Here is a 14,803-nt window from a genome sequence, read left to right as displayed (position 1 = left end):
CACCTGGCACGAAGGCCCCGCATGAAGTCACCGCTCGGTTTCACGCTCGTCCAGTTGCGCTACTTCCTGGTCGCCGCCGAGCGCGGCTCCATGACGGAGGCGTCGCAGGAGCTGCACATCGCGCAGTCCGCCGTGTCCGCCGCCATCCACAACCTGGAGCGCGACCTCCAGGTGCAGCTGTTCATCCGCCGCCGCGGCCGGGGCCTGACCCTCACCCCCGCCGGGGAGCGGCTGCGCGCGCAGGGCCGCGACCTGCTCGCCCGCGCGCGCGAGGTCGAGCGGGAGGCGCGCGGCGACGGCGCGGAGCTGTCGGGTCCCGTGACGGTCGGCTGCTTCGTGACGCTCGCCCCGTACTATCTGCCGCGCCTGTTCAGCGAGTGCACGCGCCGCCACCCGGGCATCGAGATCGACGTCGTGGAGGCGGAGGCGGACGAGCTGGTCGAGGCCCTGACGACGGGCCGCATCGACTTCGCCCTCACCTACGACCTGGGCCTGTCCACCGAACCGGAGCTGCGCAGCGAGACCATCGCCCTGGCCCCCGCCTACGTCATCGTCGCGGCCGACCACCCGCTGTCAGGCCGCGGCAGCGTCTCCCTCGCCGACCTGTCCGCGGAGCCGCTCGTCCTCCTCGACCTCCCGCACAGCCGCGACTACTTCCGCTCCCTCGTCGCCGCCACCGGCACCGCCCCCGACGTCCGCTACCGCACCCGCAGCTACGAGACCGTGCGCTCCATGGTGGCCCGCGGCCTCGGCTACTCGGTGCTCAACCAGCGCCCCGCGACCACCCGCACGTACGGCGGCGGCGACATCGCCGAGCTCGAACTCCGGGACGCTGGGCGCCCGTTGGAGGTCCGCGTCGCGACCCTCGGCGGCATGACGCAGAGCGCGCGGGCGCGTGCGGTGATGGACGTACTGCGGGAGTCCGCCGACGGGCCCTAAAGGTCGACAGGCCCAAGGGCCCTAGAGGTCCGCGCACCCCGTGACCGCCGCCGCCTGCACCCGGATCAGCCGCTGCGCCTCCTCCCGCGTCAGCGCCGCGTTGCGGCTGACGATGTGCAGGCCGAAGCCGTCCTCAAGGGCGACCAGGTTGCGGGCCAGGTCACCCACGGGCGCCGTCAGCGTGAACACCCCGGTCGCCGCGCCCACTTCGAGCGCGGTGGCGTACAGGCCGACCTCGCCGGCGAACAGCGACGCCATCAACTCGGCGTGCCCGGGGCTGCGGTCGGCGCGGCCGTGGAGTTCGTAGAGCAGGCCGTGCGTCGCGTCGTCCGGGTCGGCCGGCAGGCCCGAGGCGATCAGCGCGCGCAGCCGGGCGACCGGGTCGGCGACCTCGTCGGTGACCTCGTGCCGGGCCGCCAGGAAGCGTTCGACCGCGCCGCGGTGGACCTCCAGGACCAGCTCGTCGAGCTCCGGGTAGTAGTAGAGGACCGAGCCCGCGGAGACGCCTGCCTCCGCCGCGATGTCCTTGATGCGCAGCCCTTCGAGGCCGCGCTCCGTGATGGCCCGCCCCGCCGCGTCCACGAGCGCCTCGCGCCGCGCGGTCTGGTTCTTCGGTCTCCCCGGTTTTCCCATGCGGTTAATTCTCTGTTACGTGGTTCAGGTAAATCAAGTTAATCCTCCGTAACCCATTGACGCCTCCCTGACGGATTGTTTGACTCTCGCATCAAAGAACTCACGACGGAGGCGGCATGGAGTCCGAGCACGTCGAGCGCAACGAGCACGTCGAACGCATCGAGCACCGCACCATCGACGTGGTCCCCGCGACCGAACGCCACGGCCGCACCCGGGACTTGTTCACGATCTGGTTCAGCGCCAACCTGGGCCCGCTGACCGTCGTCACAGGCGCCCTCGCGCCCACCGCCTTCGGGCTCTCCTTCTACTGGAGCCTGGCGGCGCTGCTCGTGGGGCACCTCGGCGGCGGCTTCCTGATGGCGCTGCACTCGGCGCAGGGGCCGCAGCTGGGCGTGCCCCAAATGATCCAGAGCCGGGGCCAGTTCGGCAGCGTGGGCGCGCTCGCGGTGGTGCTCGTCGTGCTCGGCATGTACCAGGGGCTCTTCGCGTCGAACCTGGTGGTGGGCGCGCAGTCGCTCGCCCAGGTCACCCCGGTCGGCGAGAGCGCGGGCGTGCTGCTGTGCGCGGTGATCAGCCTCGCGGTGGCGGTCGTCGGCTACCGCCTGATGCACCGGATCGGCGCGTGGACGACGTGGGCGTTCGGTGCGATCCAGGTCATCGGCGCCGTCTACCTGTTCGCGGGCGGACTGCCCTCCGACTTCCTGACGTCCGGCGGCTTCAGCCTCGCCGGGTTCCTCGGGATGGTGTCGGTCGGCGCGCTCTGGCAGATCGCGTACGCGCCGTACGTATCGGACTACTCGCGCTACATGCCCGCCCACCGGGCCGGCGTCCGCTCCACCTTGTGGTGTACGTACGCCGGGTGCGTCCTCGGCAGCGCCATCCCCATGGTGGTCGGCGCGGCGATCGGCATCGCGGGCGCGGGCGACCCGATCTCGGCACTGAACCACCTGCTCGGCTCGGCGCTCGGCCAACTGACGCTCTGGAGCTTCGCGTTGGTCACGATGCTGACCAACTCCATGAACCTGTACGGGGCGGTGCTGTGCGCCGTCACCGCCGTGCAGACCTTCGCCCACCGCTGGCTGCCGCGCGCGACCGGCCGTGCGGTCCTCGGCGCGGTCCTGACGGCCCTGTCCGTGGTCCTCGCTCTGGCCCTCGCCGACAGCTTCATGGACAACTACCTCAACCTGATCTACGTACTCCAGTACGTCCTGATCCCCTGGACGGCGATCAACCTGGTCGACTTCTACCTGATCCGGCACGGCGACTACGACGTGGCGTCCTTCTTCGCCAAGGACGGCGGCGCGTACGGCCGCTGGAACTGGACGGCCCTCGCGGTCTACGCGATCGGCATCCTCGCCGAGATCCCGTTCATGGCGCAGTCCCTCTACACCGGTCCTGTGGCGCACTCCCTCGGCGACACCGACATCGGCTGGATCGCGGGCCTGGTCGTCACCGTGCCCCTGTACTGGCTGCTCGCGTCCCGCGGCGCGCGCCGCCGTCCCTCCACACCCGCACCGACCACCACCACAGGAGTGCCCGCAGCATGACCGACACCCTGACGTACACCCGCCAGGACTGGGCGAACCTCGCCACCCAACTCTCCCCGCGCACCCGGGCGTTCATCGACGGCCAGTGGCAGGACGCGGCGTCCGGCGCGACCTTCGCCACCGTCGACCCGGCCACCGGGCGCACCGTCGCCGAGGTCGCCTCCTGCGACACCCCGGACATCGACGCCGCCGTGCGGGCCGCGCGCCGCAGCTTCGAGGCGGGCGACTGGTCGCGGGCGGACGCCGCGACCCGCAAGCGGGTGCTCCTCAAGCTCGCGTCCCTCATCGAGGAGCACGGCCGCGACCTTGCCCTCCTCGACACCCTCGACATGGGCAAGCCGATCGCCGAGACGTACGGCACCGACGTGCCCGGCGCGGCCGGTGTCTTCGCCTGGTACGCGGAGGCCGCCGACAAGCTGTACGACGAGGTGGCCCCGGCCCCGCCCGGCAATCTGGCGCTCGTACGGCGCGTGCCGCTCGGCGTCGTCGGCGCGGTGGTTCCGTGGAACTTCCCGCTGGACATGGCGAGTTGGAAGCTGGCGCCCGCGCTCGCGGCAGGGAACAGCGTCGTCCTCAAGCCCGCCGAGCAGTCCCCGCTGTCCGCGCTGCTGCTGGCCGAGCTGGCGGTGGAGGCGGGGCTCCCGGCGGGCGTCCTGAACGTCGTGCCCGGCCTCGGCGAGCGCGCGGGCCAGGCGCTCGGCCGCCACGACGACGTGGACAGCCTCGCCTTCACCGGCTCCACGGCGACCGCCCGCCGCTTCCTCGCCTACGCCGCCGAGTCCAACCTCAAGCAGGTGTGGCCGGAGGCGGGCGGCAAGAGCCCGAACGTGGTGTTCGCCGACGCCGACCTGGACGCCGCCGCCGAGCAGGCCGCGGCGGGCTTCGCCTACAACTCGGGGCAGGTCTGCTCCGCCAATACCCGCCTTCTGGTGGAGAGTTCGGTGGCAGAGGAGTTCACCGAGCGCGTCGCCTCGTGTGCCGCCGCGTTCGCCCCCGGCGACCCCCTCGACCCCGCCACCACGCTCGGCCCGCTCGTCGACGAGGCGCAGGCCGCCCGCGTGGTCAAGGCCGTCGCCGAATCCGGCGGCACCGTGGTGTGCGGCGGCACCCGCCCCGACCTGACCGGCGCCTACGTCCACCCGACGGTCGTCACCGGCCTCGCCCCGGACGCCCCGCTGGCCCGCGAGGAGGTCTTCGGGCCCGTGTTGACCGTGCACACCTTCGACACGGAGGCGGAGGCGGTACGCCTGGCGAACGACTCCCCGTACGGGCTCGCGGCCTCCGTCTGGACCCGCGACCTGGCCCGCGCACACCGCACGGCGGAGGCCCTCCAGGCGGGCACGGTCTCCGTCAACACGGTCGACGCGCTGTCGCCGCTGACGCCCTTCGGCGGCTTCAAGCAGTCCGGGTACGGCCGCGACCTGTCGCTGCACTCCTTCGACAAGTACACGGGGTTGAAGACGACGTGGGTGACGTACGGATGAGCGCGCCTGACCGCGACCGCGTCCTGACCGAACTGGACGGCAAGCGCGACGAATTGGTGGCACTCACGTCGCGGCTCGTCGCCTTCGACACCACCGTCCGCGGCTCCGCCGACGAGCGGCACCGGGCCGAGCACGACCTCCAGGACCACCTCGCCGACCGGCTCCGCGCGGCGGGCGCCACGGTCGACGTGTTCACCCCGAAGCCGTCGGACCTGCCGCGCTCCCCGCAGACCCCGGAGGGCCTCGGCTTCGACGGGCGGCCGCAGCTGATCGCCCGCTTCCCCGGTACGGGCGGCGGCCGCTCCCTCCTGTTCAACGGGCACATCGACGTCGTCTCGGCGGAACCTCGGAAGGCGTGGTCCAGCGACCCGTTCCGCGCGGAGGTCCGCGAAGGGCGCCTGTACGGGCGCGGCACCTGCGACATGAAGGGCGGCATCGCCGCCATGGTGATCGCGGCCGAGACCCTCGCGGCGCTCGGCATCCGGCTCCCCGGCGACCTGCTGATCAACACCGCCACCGACGAGGAGTGGAACGGCGCGGGCACCCTCGCCTCACTCGCGTACGGGGTGAAGGCGGACGCGGCGATCGTGCCCGAGCCCACCGACCTGGACGTCGTCACCGCCCAACGCGGCATCCTGGGCGGCACGTTGACGGTCGACGGGCGCCCGGGGCACGCCGAGTACCCGGCGGGCGACTGGCGCACCGGCGGCGCGGTGAACGCCATCGAGAAGACGCTCCCGGCCCTGACCGCCCTCCAGTCGCTGCGCGGGCACTGGTCCGACGACCCGGCCCACGCCCACCCGCTGCTGCCCCCGCCGTCGATCGTGCCGACCACCATCAAGGGCGGCGAGTGGTGGGTGACCTTCCCCGCCTCCTGCGAGGTCGGCCTGGACGTCACCTACCTCCCGGTCCAGGCCGACGCGGACGGCTGGGCGAGCAAGGTGCGGGCCGAGATCGAGGCGGCCGTGCGCGAGGCGTGCGCGGCCGACGGCTGGCTCACCGCGCACCCGCCCCGCTTCGACTGGGACACGGAGCTGCCGCCGGCCGAAGTGCCCAGAACGCACGCCGTGGTGACGGCACTTGAACGGGCGTCGTCCTCCCTGGGCCGCACCCCGCGCATCCTCGGCGAGCCGTCCTGGACCGACGCCGCCACCCTGACCCGGCTCGCCGACACCCCCGCCGTCTGCCTGGGCCCGACCGCGACCCGCCCCGACGGCTCCCCGACCCTCCACACCATCGACGAGTACATCGAGGTCGACGACCTCGTCGACACGGCGAAGGCCCTCGCGCTCGCCGCCCTCGACCTCACGGCACCCGCAGCCTGACCCCCGTACGGAAGGACATCCCCCATGCAGCACCAGGACCACCAGAGCCTCCTGTCGGCGGACCGCGCCCACATCATCCACCCCTACCTCCCCGGCAGCGCCGAGGAGCGGGTGATCATGACGTCCGGCTCCGGCTGCCGCCTCACCGACACCGAGGGCCGGAGCTACCTCGACGCGACCGGCGGCCTGTGGCTCGCGCAGGTCGGGCACGGCCGCGAGGACCTGGCGGACGTCGCGCACGAGCAGATGAAGAAGCTCGAGTACTTCACGAGCTTCTGGGAGTTCTCCAACGACCGCGCCATCGAACTCGCCGCCCGACTGGCCGACCTGGCCCCGGACCCGCTGAACCACGTGTACTTCACGTCCGGCGGCTCCGAGGGCAACGAGGCCGCCATCAAGATGGCCCGCTACTACCACCACCGCCGCGGCGACACCGACCGCACCTGGATCCTGGCGCGCGACAAGGCGTACCACGGCATCGCCTACGGCGGCGGCTCGGCCACCGGATTCCCGCTGTACCACGAGGGCTTCGCCCCGATGATGCCGCACGTCTCGCACCTGACGCCGCCGTGGCCGTACCGCTCGGAGCTGTACGGCGGCGAGGACCCCTGCGACTTCCTCATCCGCGAACTCGAGGAGCGCATCGCGGAGATCGGCCCGGACAACATCGCGGCGATGATCGGCGAGCCCATCATGGGCGTCGGCGGCATGCTGGTCCCGCCGGACGACTACTGGCCGCGCGTGCGCGAGACGCTCGACCGGCACGGCATCCTCCTCATCTTCGACGAGGTCGTGACGGCCTACGGGCGCGTGGGCGAGTGGTTCGCCGCCCAGCACTTCGGCGTCACGCCGGACATCATCGTCACGGCCAAGGGCATCACGTCCGGCTACGTACCGCTGGGCGCGCTGCTCGTCGCCGACCAGGTCGCCGAGGTGCTGCTTCAGGACCACGGCTTCCCCATGGGTTATACGTACAACGGCCACCCGGTCGCGACCGCCGTCGCCCTCGCCAACCTCGACGTCATCGAGAAGGAGGGCCTGCTGGCGCGCGCGAAGACCATCGGCGCGACGCTGCACGCCGAACTGGAGGCCCAGCTCGGCGACTTGCCCATCGTCGGCGAGATCCGCTCGGTCGGCATGATGCTCGCGGTGGAACTGGTCGCCGACCGCACCACCCGTACGCCCCTCCCCCTCAACCCCGACCGGATGCCGCACGACGTAATCCGCCGCGAGACCGGCGTCATCGTCCGCGACTCCGCGCACAGCCTGGTCCTGTCCCCGCCGCTGATCATGACGGAGGCCGAGGCCAAGGAGGTCGCGTCGGCGCTGCGCGGCGTACTGGAGCGCACGGACGCCTCCGGCGAGATCCGGGAGGCGTGAACAACAGGGGCCCGGCGCACCGTGCGCCGGGCCCCTGCCGCACACATCTGGCCACCCCCCGCACGCAGTCCCCGACTCCCCCTCCCTAGGAACTGCCCGTGTCGACGAAAAGCCCCTCCACAGCCCCGCAGTCCCCACCCGCCACCGCCTCGGACTCGAACCTCCGCCGCAGCCTGAAACGCTTCGACATCACGGCCATGGCGGTGGCCGCGGTGATCTCCTTCGACACCATCGGCCAGATCGCGACGGGCGGCGGCGAGGCGGCCACCTGGACCGCGGCCATCGCCCTCTTCTTCCTCCTGCCGTACGCGCTCCTCTTCGCCGAGACCGGCGCCGCGTTCCCGCAGGAGGGCGGCCCGTACGTCTGGGTGAAGCTGGCCCTCGGCCGCCCGGCGGCGGCCCTCACGACGCTCTTCTACTGGGTCACCAACCCGATCTGGCTGGGCGGTTCGCTGGTCTTCCTGGCCGCCGAGACCTGGGACGGCTTCGTCTTCCACCTGGGCTCGGGCACGTTCGCCGACTACACGTTCAAGCTGCTCTTCGTGTGGATCGCGATCCTCACGGCGGTCGTCTCCCTCAGCCGCGGCAAGTGGATCACGACGGCGGGCGCGGTGGTGAAGGTCGCGTCCTTGGCCCTCTTCACGATCACCGCACTTCTCTACGGGGCGGAGCACGGCTTCCAGGGCCTTGCTTCGGCCCACTTCGCCCCCACGACGGCCGGCTTCCTCGCCCTCGTCCCGATCCTGCTCTTCGCCTACGTGGGCTTCGAGGCGCCGAACGCCGCTGGCGAGGAGATGCACAACCCGCAACGCGACGTCCCCGCCTCCCTCGGCCGCTCGGCGACGATCGCGGCCGCCTGCTACCTCCTGCCGGTCCTCGCGCTCCTCGCGGTCGTCCCCGCCGGGAAGGTCACCGGCATCGGCGGCTTCATGGAGGGCGTCCGCCTGGTCTTCGACATCTACGGCCCGGCGGCCGGACCGCTGCTCACCCTCACCGCCGTCATGTTCGTCTTCGCCCTCCTCACCCAGGGCAGCGCGTGGATGATCGTCAGCGACCGCATGCAGGCGATGGCGGCGGCCGACGGCGGCTTCTTCTCCCGCGCCCTGGGCGCCTTCCACCCCCGCCTCGGCACCCCGGTCCGCACGAACCTGCTCTCCGGCGCCGTGGCCACGGTCTTCATGCTGGCCGCGATGCAGCTGGTGCACGGCGACACGGGCGCGATCTTCAGCGTGGTCCTGACGGTGGCGGTGACCACCCTCCTGCTCTCCTACCTGTCGGTCGTCCCCGCCCTGGTCGTCCTGCGCCTGCGCCGCCCCGACGTCCCCCGCCCCTACCAAGTCCCCTTCGGTAACCGGGGGTTCATGGCCTGCGCGATCCTCGTCTACGCCTGGATCCTCGTCGGCTCCTGGTCCGCCCTCTTCCCCGGCGTCCTGGAGTCCCTCTTCGGCATCGACTACGACTTCATGGACGTGTGGGGCGTCTCCCGCGCCACGTTCGAGACCTTCACCCTGGGCACGATCGTGGTGCTGCTGCTGGTGGGAGCGGCGGGGCTGGCGGCGGCCCGCAGGGACCGCGCGAGGTGACCCGGTGACCGGGGCGGTCTCGTGGCGGTGGCCGGCGTTCATTCGGCCATGGCCCGCCGCCGGTCCCCGGTCCCGTCCGGGGCGGTGTTCCGCGCACGCAGCTGTTCCAGGAAGCCCCGCGCCGCCCGCAGCAGTTCGGGGAAGTCGAGCCGCTCGGCGGCGGCCTGCCGCAGGACGCCCTCCAGCAGCCAGTCGTCGCCCGGCGGTTCCCCGCCAGGACCGGAGTATCCGACGACCGCCGGCTGGTGGAAGGCGACCACCAGATACGAGGCCATGCGCAGCCGCCGCCACTCCTGTCCGCACGCCGCGGCCAGCCTGCACGCCTCGTACGCCTTGGCCTGCGCGTCCGCCTTGCGGTCGAGCATCAGATTGCCCTCGCACTCCATGACCCGCAGCTGCGCCTGCCGCTCGATCAGCGAGCCGCCCCCGTCGCTCGCCTCGAGCCGCACCAGCAGGTCCACGGCCGCCTGGATGTGCCCCGCCCCGCGGTCCGCGTCGCCCTCCGCGGCACGGTTGAAGTACAGGCGCGCGAGTTCGCTGTGGCAGTGCACCATCTCCAGCGATGACAGGGGCACGGCCGTGCCGCTGGCCGTGGCCGCCACCGCCTGGCCCACCTCGTCCAGCAGGACGTTCCAGTGCCGCATCGCCCGTTCCAGGTCCCACAGTTGGGTGTAGGCGACGCCGAGCAGCGCACGGTGGTGCCAGGTCAGCGTCGGACGGGAGCGTTTCAGGATGCCCTCGACCTGGCGTACCAGCACGAAGAGTTCGTCCGACGTCGACTGCAGCGCCCTAAAGCGCGCGGCCCGCTCGGAGCCGGCGCCCGGGTCCAGGTCGGGGCCCCAGCCCTCCTGGAAACCCACCATGCAGCTGCGGATGCGGTCCATGACCTCGTCCAGAACCCGCGCGTCGGCGTCCCGCTTGGACACCCGTTGCTCCACGAGCGTCCGGCGCGCGAAGACGGCAGCCGCCAGCGCGCCCGCGAGCGACACCACACAGCTGACCAGCGCGATGACATCCCCAGCAGACATGATCTCCCCCTCGGGCGGGGCCACTTGGCCCCCTTCCGAGTCCCAGCATGGCGGGCGCGAAGGCCGGTCACTATCCCGTACGCGCGGCCGTTGTCCCGAGAGCGACGCATCGCGGCTCCACTGGTGTTCAAGCGGGCATCCGCACGACACTGAACGGGCCGCCCGGTGCCGTCCGACGCCCCGCGGCGACCCGCCCCACCGGCCGCTCCGAGGACGAGCCCATGACCGAGTCCACGACCGAGTCCATGACCGAGTCCACGCTCTGCCCGCGCCTGCCCCTCGCCGGTTTCCAGCGGCTGCACACCCGCGATCCGGAGCGGGCGCGGGACGTGGTGTCCGAGGCCTTCTGCCCGCACCGGCTCACGGCGCTCGACGGGCCCCGCAGGTTCGAGACCCGGTTCCACGGAACCGTCAGGAGCCGGGTGAGCCTGTGCTACCTGGACTACGGCGGCCCGGTCCACATCGCCCCCGAGGAACAGGCGACCTTCTACCTGGTCCTCATGCCGCTGGCCGGTCACGCGCGCCTCGGCGTCGGCCGTGACCAGGCCGGCTACGACGCCACCGCGGCGGGCGTGCCCCCGGTGGACCGGGGATACACGATCAGGGTGGGCGACGCCAGCCCGCACCTCGTCCTCCGGGTCTCGCGGAGCGCCCTGGAGGACCAGCTGCGCTCGTTCCTGGGGCACCCGGTCACCGAACCGGTCCGCTTCCGGCTCCACATGGACATGAAGGACCCGGCCGTCCGTTCCTGGCGCAGGGTCGTGGACCTGCTGCTCGACGACATCGACGACATCGGCCACCGGGGCCGCCCGGCCGCCGAGCCGCCGGCCATGCGCCGTCTGGAAGAGCTGCTGCTGAGCCGGTGGCTGCTCGGGCAGCCCAACAACTACTCGGCCGAGCTCCACGAACCCGCGCGCGGCGGTCCGCCCCAAGTGATCCGTGCGGCGGCGGAGTACATGGCGGCCCATGCGTCGGAGCAGCTCGCCGTCGCGGACATCGCCGATCATGTGGGCATCGGCATTCGCGCGCTGCAGGCGGGGTTCCGCGAGCACCTGCGCACCACACCGATGACCCATCTGAACGAGGTCCGCCTGCGACGCGCACGCCGGGAGCTGCTGGCGGCGGACCGGACCAGCACGGTGACCGAGATCGCGCTGCGCTGCGGCTTCCAGCACCTCGGTCACTTCTCGGTGGGTTACCACCGCCGTTTCGGGGAGCGCCCGTCCACCACGCTGCGCCGCTGAACGGGCCCGCGCCCACGGGCCAAAACCCCGTGCGGGATCCGCCTGAGCGGCGGGCCGTCAGCGCCGCAGCCCCTCCAGCACGACCGTCCTCAACTCCTCGTAGCGCGCGGGCAGATCCTTGCGCTCGCTGAGGACATCGGAGATGTGCTGCATGCCGAAGAAGGCCGAGACGAGGACCCGGGCGGCGGAGCGCGGGGTGACTCCGTCACGCAGTTCGCCGGCCTCCTCGACCGCCTCGACGAGCCGGGTGAGGTAGTCCTCCCAGCCGATGTACGGCTCGGGCAGATCGGCGTCGATCAGGGACCGCTCGATCTGCAGCCGGGCCCCGGCCTGCACCACGACGTCGCCGCGGAACGCCTCGGAGACCCGGTCGAGGATGGTGACGAGCGCCTCGTACGCGGGCAGTTCGTCCGTCGCGACCTCCGCGAGCAGCACCGGCCAGCGGGCGTAGTGCGCCTCCACCACGGCGATGGCGAGATCTTCCTTGTTCTTGTAGTGGAAGTACACCGCCCCCTTGGTCATGGCCGCCAGTTCGGCGACGTCCTGCAAGGACACCTTCGCGTAGCCGCGTTCGGCAAAGAGTTGGGCCGCCATGGCCAGGATGTGGGCCCGCGTCCGCCGCGCCCGTTCCTGCTTCGGCGCCGTCCTGCTGTCCGCCATGTCTCCGCGTCCTCCCGTCCTTCTGGTGATGTCGATTGCAATATACCTTCCCGCAGGTATATTTCTGCTCGACGGGGGCCACCAGGTCGAACGGCTGCCCCTGTCACCTCTTGTGCCTACCTACATTCTCTGGGGGGAGAAGCAGGCATGACAGTCACTGCCCTGCAGTCCGTGTCCGTGTCCGAGTCGGCTCCGGTGGAGCGGACCCGAGCGGACCTCACGTTCGACCGCACCGTGCCACGCCAGTTGGTGCACCGGGCCTCCGTCACCGAGGTCTTCCTCACCGACGCGGCGGCCCTCGCCACCGACCGTTTCGCCGTGGGGGCGCAGTGGCCGCGCTACCACGCGCTCTACCACCCCGACGAGTCCGGCCGCTGCGACTTCATGCTCCTCGCGGAGACGGTCCGGCAGGCGGGCATCTACGTACTGCACCGCTTCTACGAGGTGCCGCTCGGCCACCACTTCGTCTTCAAGTCCCTCGACCTGCACATCGGCGACTTCACCGCGCTGCGCGTGGGCGGTGTCCCGCTCGGCGCGGTCCTGGACGTGGCGATCACGGCGACCGGCAAGCCGCGCTCGGGCCGTTTCGACGCCCGGCTCGACGTCACCATCGAGGTCGACGGGAAGCCGTGCGTGCACAGCACCGTCTCCGTCGTCGTCATCCCCGGGCGGAGCTACGACGCGCTCAGGCGCCGCGGCCGCCCCGCGCCCGACGACTCCGCCGCCCCGTCGTCCCCGGTCGCGCCCTCCCCGGCGCCGGTCATCGCCGGCCGGCAGGACGCCAACGTACTGCTGCGCACCGCGACCGACGACGACACGTCGACCTGGCGGCTGCACGTCGACCCCGAGCACCCGGGCTACTTCGAGCACCCCTCGGACCATGTGCCCGGCATGATGCTGCTGGAGGCGTTCCGGCAGGCCGGGCATCTGACCGCGGCCAGCGACTGCGTACTCGCCTCGCTCAACGCCGAGTTCCGGTCCTTCGGCGAGCTCTGCCGGCCCATCGTCATCCGCTCGGCCACCGGTCCCGGCGGGCTGCTGCGGCTCACCGCCACGCAGGGCGAGCGGACCCTCGCCGAGGCCGACGCGCTGTTCGTCAAGGGATGAGGGCGGCGCCATGGACCTTCAGCGTCTGCGCGCCTTCCGGGAAGTCGCCCGGGAGCTGAGCTTCACCCGTGCGGCCCGGAACCTGCACTACTCGCAGCCGACCATCACGGCACAGATCAAGGGTCTCGAAGAGTCGGTGGGCACCCCGCTGTTCGTACGGCGCGGCAACCGCGCCGTCGAACTCACGGGCGCGGGCGCGCGGTTGTGCCCGTACGCGGACCAGATCCTGGGCCTGGTGGACGCCGCGCGCGCGGAGCTCCGCCTCGGCGCGTGACGCCGCCGGAACCGACACCACGGCGCCCCACCGCCCCATCACCCCACGCGTTTCCCCCCACCTTCGCCCCTCTTCCAGCCCTCTCCCAGGCAAAGGCCTCCCCTTCCCATGACGACCGACCCTGCCAGAGTCGCGTTCTTCGACGTCGACGAGACGCTCATCAACCGCAAGAGCATGCTGGGCATCCTCGCCCTCCACTGGGAGCGCACGGGCCGCGCTCCCTCCCGGCTGACCGCGGCGCGCGCCGCGCTCGGCCACCAGCTCCGGTCCGGCGTGCCCCGCGAACAGGTCAACCGCGCCTACTACCAACTGCTGCGCGGCTGCCGGGAGTCGGAGCTGGAGGAGAGCGGGCGTCTCTGGTTCGCCCGGGAGCACGCCCGCGGCCTCCTCTTCCACCCGCCGGTCCGCGAGGCCCTTCGGCAGCACCACCGCGCCGGTGATCTGACGGTCCTGCTCTCCGGTTCGTTCACGGCCGCCCTGGCTCCGGTGAGCCGGGAGGTCGGCGCCGACCTCGTCGTGTGCACCGTCCCCGAGGTCAGCGACGGCATCCTCACCGGCGGCCTGACCGGTCCCCCGATGATCGGCCGGGCCAAGCGGGCGGCCGCCCACCGGATCATGACCGCCCTCTCCGTGGACCCGTCCGACTGTTACGCCTACGCGGACGACGCGAGCGATCTGCCGCTACTGGGCGGCGTCGGCCACCCGGTGACCGTGGGCAGCGCCCCGGCCCTCGCGGCGCGGGCGGCGCTGCACGGCTGGCGGCGCCTGCCGGGCCCGGCCCTGTACGGCCTGGCCCCGCAGACCGCTTGAGACGCGCAGACCGCTTGAGACGCGCGAGCGGCACCCTCAGACGGCCGGTCCCAGGGCCGACAGCACGGCGTCCCAAAGCTCGTCCGCCGTCTCGACGCCCCCTCCCGAGACGTCCCCGACGTCCCCTACGTCCCCGACACCCTCGACCCCCTCGACGTCCTCGGCGCCGAAGCGGGTCGAGAACACCCCCAGCAGCACGGCCAGGATCAGCCGGGCCAGCACCTCGGGCCTGTGCTCCGCCGCCATCCGCTCCTCGCGCTGCGCGTCCCTGACCAACTCCAGCAGCCTCGTACGCAGTTCACCGAGCGGCGCCGACTCCCGCCGCGCCACCCGGGACGCGTCCACGGCGAGCCGGAGACCGGCGGCGAACCGTACGTCGTCATGGATCCGCCGGTCGAAGCCCAGGGCCAGCCCACGCAGTGAACTCCCGTGCGTGGCAAGCAACTTGGCCCACTCCTCCTCGAACCCCCGCACCAACTCCTCGGCCAGGTCGGCCTTGGAGGCGAAGTGACCGTAGAGCGCCCCCTTGGTGAGGCGGGAGCGGGCGGCGACCTCGGACAGGTTGGCGCCCGCGAAGCCGTGGCGAACGAACGCGCTCGCCGCCGCGTCGAGCAGCACCTCGTGCGTACGCCGCGCCCTGTCCTGCTTCACCCCTCGCCCCTTCCCGTCGATCCACGCGTCCGAGATCCCTTCATCCAAGATCCGTGCATCCAAGAACTACGCATCCAAGATCTGTGCATCCAAAGAAAATACCTTCTCGATCGAATTTTTTTCACCCCTCTCCCCGCT

At 72.0% G+C, this 14,803-nt stretch carries 14 protein-coding genes; 10 read left to right on the top strand and 4 right to left on the bottom strand.

Translation table 11 applies throughout. From position 1 onward, the window contains the following. Window positions 1–21: 21 nt before the first annotated feature. Window positions 22–939, top strand: a complete 918-nt coding sequence (locus RBJ65_RS04380; RefSeq protein ID WP_306317898.1) for a LysR substrate-binding domain-containing protein — start codon at window positions 22–24, stop codon at window positions 937–939. Between the two features lie 21 nt (window positions 940–960). On the opposite strand, the gene RBJ65_RS04375 is transcribed toward RBJ65_RS04380, so the two are convergent. After that, window positions 961–1,572, bottom strand: coding sequence for a TetR/AcrR family transcriptional regulator (locus RBJ65_RS04375; protein WP_306317897.1), 612 nt, complete (start codon window positions 1,570–1,572; stop codon window positions 961–963). 116 nt (window positions 1,573–1,688) lie between these two features. Between RBJ65_RS04375 and RBJ65_RS04370 the strand changes: the two genes are divergently transcribed. The 5 genes from RBJ65_RS04370 to RBJ65_RS04350 all read left to right on the top strand — a co-directional run bounded on the left by RBJ65_RS04370 (window position 1,689) and on the right by RBJ65_RS04350 (window position 8,891). Then, window positions 1,689–3,119, top strand: a complete 1,431-nt coding sequence (locus RBJ65_RS04370; RefSeq protein ID WP_306317896.1) for a cytosine permease — start codon at window positions 1,689–1,691, stop codon at window positions 3,117–3,119. Then, window positions 3,116–4,603 (top strand): aldehyde dehydrogenase, encoded by a 1,488-nt coding sequence (locus tag RBJ65_RS04365; RefSeq protein WP_306317895.1) that lies wholly within the window; start codon window positions 3,116–3,118, stop codon window positions 4,601–4,603. The genes RBJ65_RS04370 and RBJ65_RS04365 overlap by 4 nt, the downstream gene beginning before the upstream one ends. Next, window positions 4,600–5,928 (top strand): ArgE/DapE family deacylase, encoded by a 1,329-nt coding sequence (locus RBJ65_RS04360; RefSeq protein WP_306317894.1) that lies wholly within the window; start codon window positions 4,600–4,602, stop codon window positions 5,926–5,928. The genes RBJ65_RS04365 and RBJ65_RS04360 overlap by 4 nt, the downstream gene beginning before the upstream one ends. Before the next feature lie 24 nt (window positions 5,929–5,952). Beyond that, complete coding sequence (locus RBJ65_RS04355; RefSeq protein ID WP_306317893.1) at window positions 5,953–7,308, top strand: aspartate aminotransferase family protein; 1,356 nt, start codon at window positions 5,953–5,955, stop codon at window positions 7,306–7,308. A gap of 98 nt (window positions 7,309–7,406) precedes the next feature. Then, window positions 7,407–8,891, top strand: a complete 1,485-nt coding sequence (locus RBJ65_RS04350) for an APC family permease (RefSeq protein WP_306317892.1) — start codon at window positions 7,407–7,409, stop codon at window positions 8,889–8,891. Window positions 8,892–8,929: 38 nt separating this feature from the next. On the opposite strand, the gene RBJ65_RS04345 is transcribed toward RBJ65_RS04350, so the two are convergent. Beyond that, on the bottom strand, window positions 8,930–9,919 hold the full coding sequence (locus RBJ65_RS04345) for a hypothetical protein (protein ID WP_306317891.1): 990 nt from the start codon (window positions 9,917–9,919) through the stop codon (window positions 8,930–8,932). Window positions 9,920–10,140: 221 nt separating this feature from the next. Here RBJ65_RS04345 and RBJ65_RS04340 point away from each other — a divergent pair, with 221 nt between their 5' ends. After that, window positions 10,141–11,163: a helix-turn-helix domain-containing protein gene (locus RBJ65_RS04340; protein ID WP_306317890.1), complete on the top strand. Its 1,023-nt coding sequence runs from the start codon at window positions 10,141–10,143 to the stop codon at window positions 11,161–11,163. A 57-nt stretch (window positions 11,164–11,220) separates the two neighbouring features. Here RBJ65_RS04340 and RBJ65_RS04335 read toward each other — a convergent pair whose 3' ends face one another. Beyond that, complete coding sequence (locus tag RBJ65_RS04335; RefSeq protein ID WP_306317889.1) at window positions 11,221–11,823, bottom strand: ScbR family autoregulator-binding transcription factor; 603 nt, start codon at window positions 11,821–11,823, stop codon at window positions 11,221–11,223. 147 nt (window positions 11,824–11,970) lie between these two features. Here RBJ65_RS04335 and RBJ65_RS04330 point away from each other — a divergent pair, with 147 nt between their 5' ends. From RBJ65_RS04330 to RBJ65_RS04320, 3 genes are all read left to right on the top strand, one after another. Further along, the gene (locus tag RBJ65_RS04330) at window positions 11,971–12,930 is read left to right on the top strand and encodes a ScbA/BarX family gamma-butyrolactone biosynthesis protein (RefSeq protein ID WP_306317888.1); all 960 of its coding nucleotides are present in this window, start codon (window positions 11,971–11,973) and stop codon (window positions 12,928–12,930) included. 10 nt (window positions 12,931–12,940) lie between these two features. Then, window positions 12,941–13,204, top strand: a complete 264-nt coding sequence (locus tag RBJ65_RS04325; RefSeq protein WP_306317887.1) for a LysR family transcriptional regulator — start codon at window positions 12,941–12,943, stop codon at window positions 13,202–13,204. Between the two features lie 108 nt (window positions 13,205–13,312). After that, complete coding sequence (locus RBJ65_RS04320) at window positions 13,313–14,014, top strand: HAD family phosphatase (protein ID WP_306317886.1); 702 nt, start codon at window positions 13,313–13,315, stop codon at window positions 14,012–14,014. A gap of 36 nt (window positions 14,015–14,050) precedes the next feature. Here RBJ65_RS04320 and RBJ65_RS04315 read toward each other — a convergent pair whose 3' ends face one another. Further along, window positions 14,051–14,665, bottom strand: coding sequence for a TetR/AcrR family transcriptional regulator (locus RBJ65_RS04315; RefSeq protein WP_306317885.1), 615 nt, complete (start codon window positions 14,663–14,665; stop codon window positions 14,051–14,053). Window positions 14,666–14,803: the final 138 nt, after the last annotated feature.

Source organism: Streptomyces sp. KL109B (genome assembly GCF_030766935.1).
Lineage (GTDB): Bacteria > Actinomycetota > Actinomycetes > Streptomycetales > Streptomycetaceae > Streptomyces.
This window is presented reverse-complemented; position numbering and strand designations above follow the sequence as displayed.

Bases quoted from the DNA above. Each gene is read 5' to 3' on its own strand.
- RBJ65_RS04360 (WP_306317894.1), top strand. From the start codon at position 4,600: ATGAGCGCGCCTGACCGCGACCGCGTCCTGACCGAACTGGACGGCAAG.
- RBJ65_RS04380 (WP_306317898.1), top strand. From the start codon at position 22: ATGAAGTCACCGCTCGGTTTCACGCTCGTCCAGTTGCGCTACTTCCTG.
- RBJ65_RS04340 (WP_306317890.1), top strand. From the start codon at position 10,141: ATGACCGAGTCCACGACCGAGTCCATGACCGAGTCCACGCTCTGCCCG.
- RBJ65_RS04345 (WP_306317891.1), bottom strand. From the start codon at position 9,919: ATGTCTGCTGGGGATGTCATCGCGCTGGTCAGCTGTGTGGTGTCGCTC.
- RBJ65_RS04355 (WP_306317893.1), top strand. From the start codon at position 5,953: ATGCAGCACCAGGACCACCAGAGCCTCCTGTCGGCGGACCGCGCCCAC.
- RBJ65_RS04325 (WP_306317887.1), top strand. From the start codon at position 12,941: ATGGACCTTCAGCGTCTGCGCGCCTTCCGGGAAGTCGCCCGGGAGCTG.
- RBJ65_RS04365 (WP_306317895.1), top strand. From the start codon at position 3,116: ATGACCGACACCCTGACGTACACCCGCCAGGACTGGGCGAACCTCGCC.
- RBJ65_RS04370 (WP_306317896.1), top strand. From the start codon at position 1,689: ATGGAGTCCGAGCACGTCGAGCGCAACGAGCACGTCGAACGCATCGAG.
- RBJ65_RS04375 (WP_306317897.1), bottom strand. From the start codon at position 1,572: ATGGGAAAACCGGGGAGACCGAAGAACCAGACCGCGCGGCGCGAGGCG.
- RBJ65_RS04335 (WP_306317889.1), bottom strand. From the start codon at position 11,823: ATGGCGGACAGCAGGACGGCGCCGAAGCAGGAACGGGCGCGGCGGACG.
- RBJ65_RS04330 (WP_306317888.1), top strand. From the start codon at position 11,971: ATGACAGTCACTGCCCTGCAGTCCGTGTCCGTGTCCGAGTCGGCTCCG.
- RBJ65_RS04320 (WP_306317886.1), top strand. From the start codon at position 13,313: ATGACGACCGACCCTGCCAGAGTCGCGTTCTTCGACGTCGACGAGACG.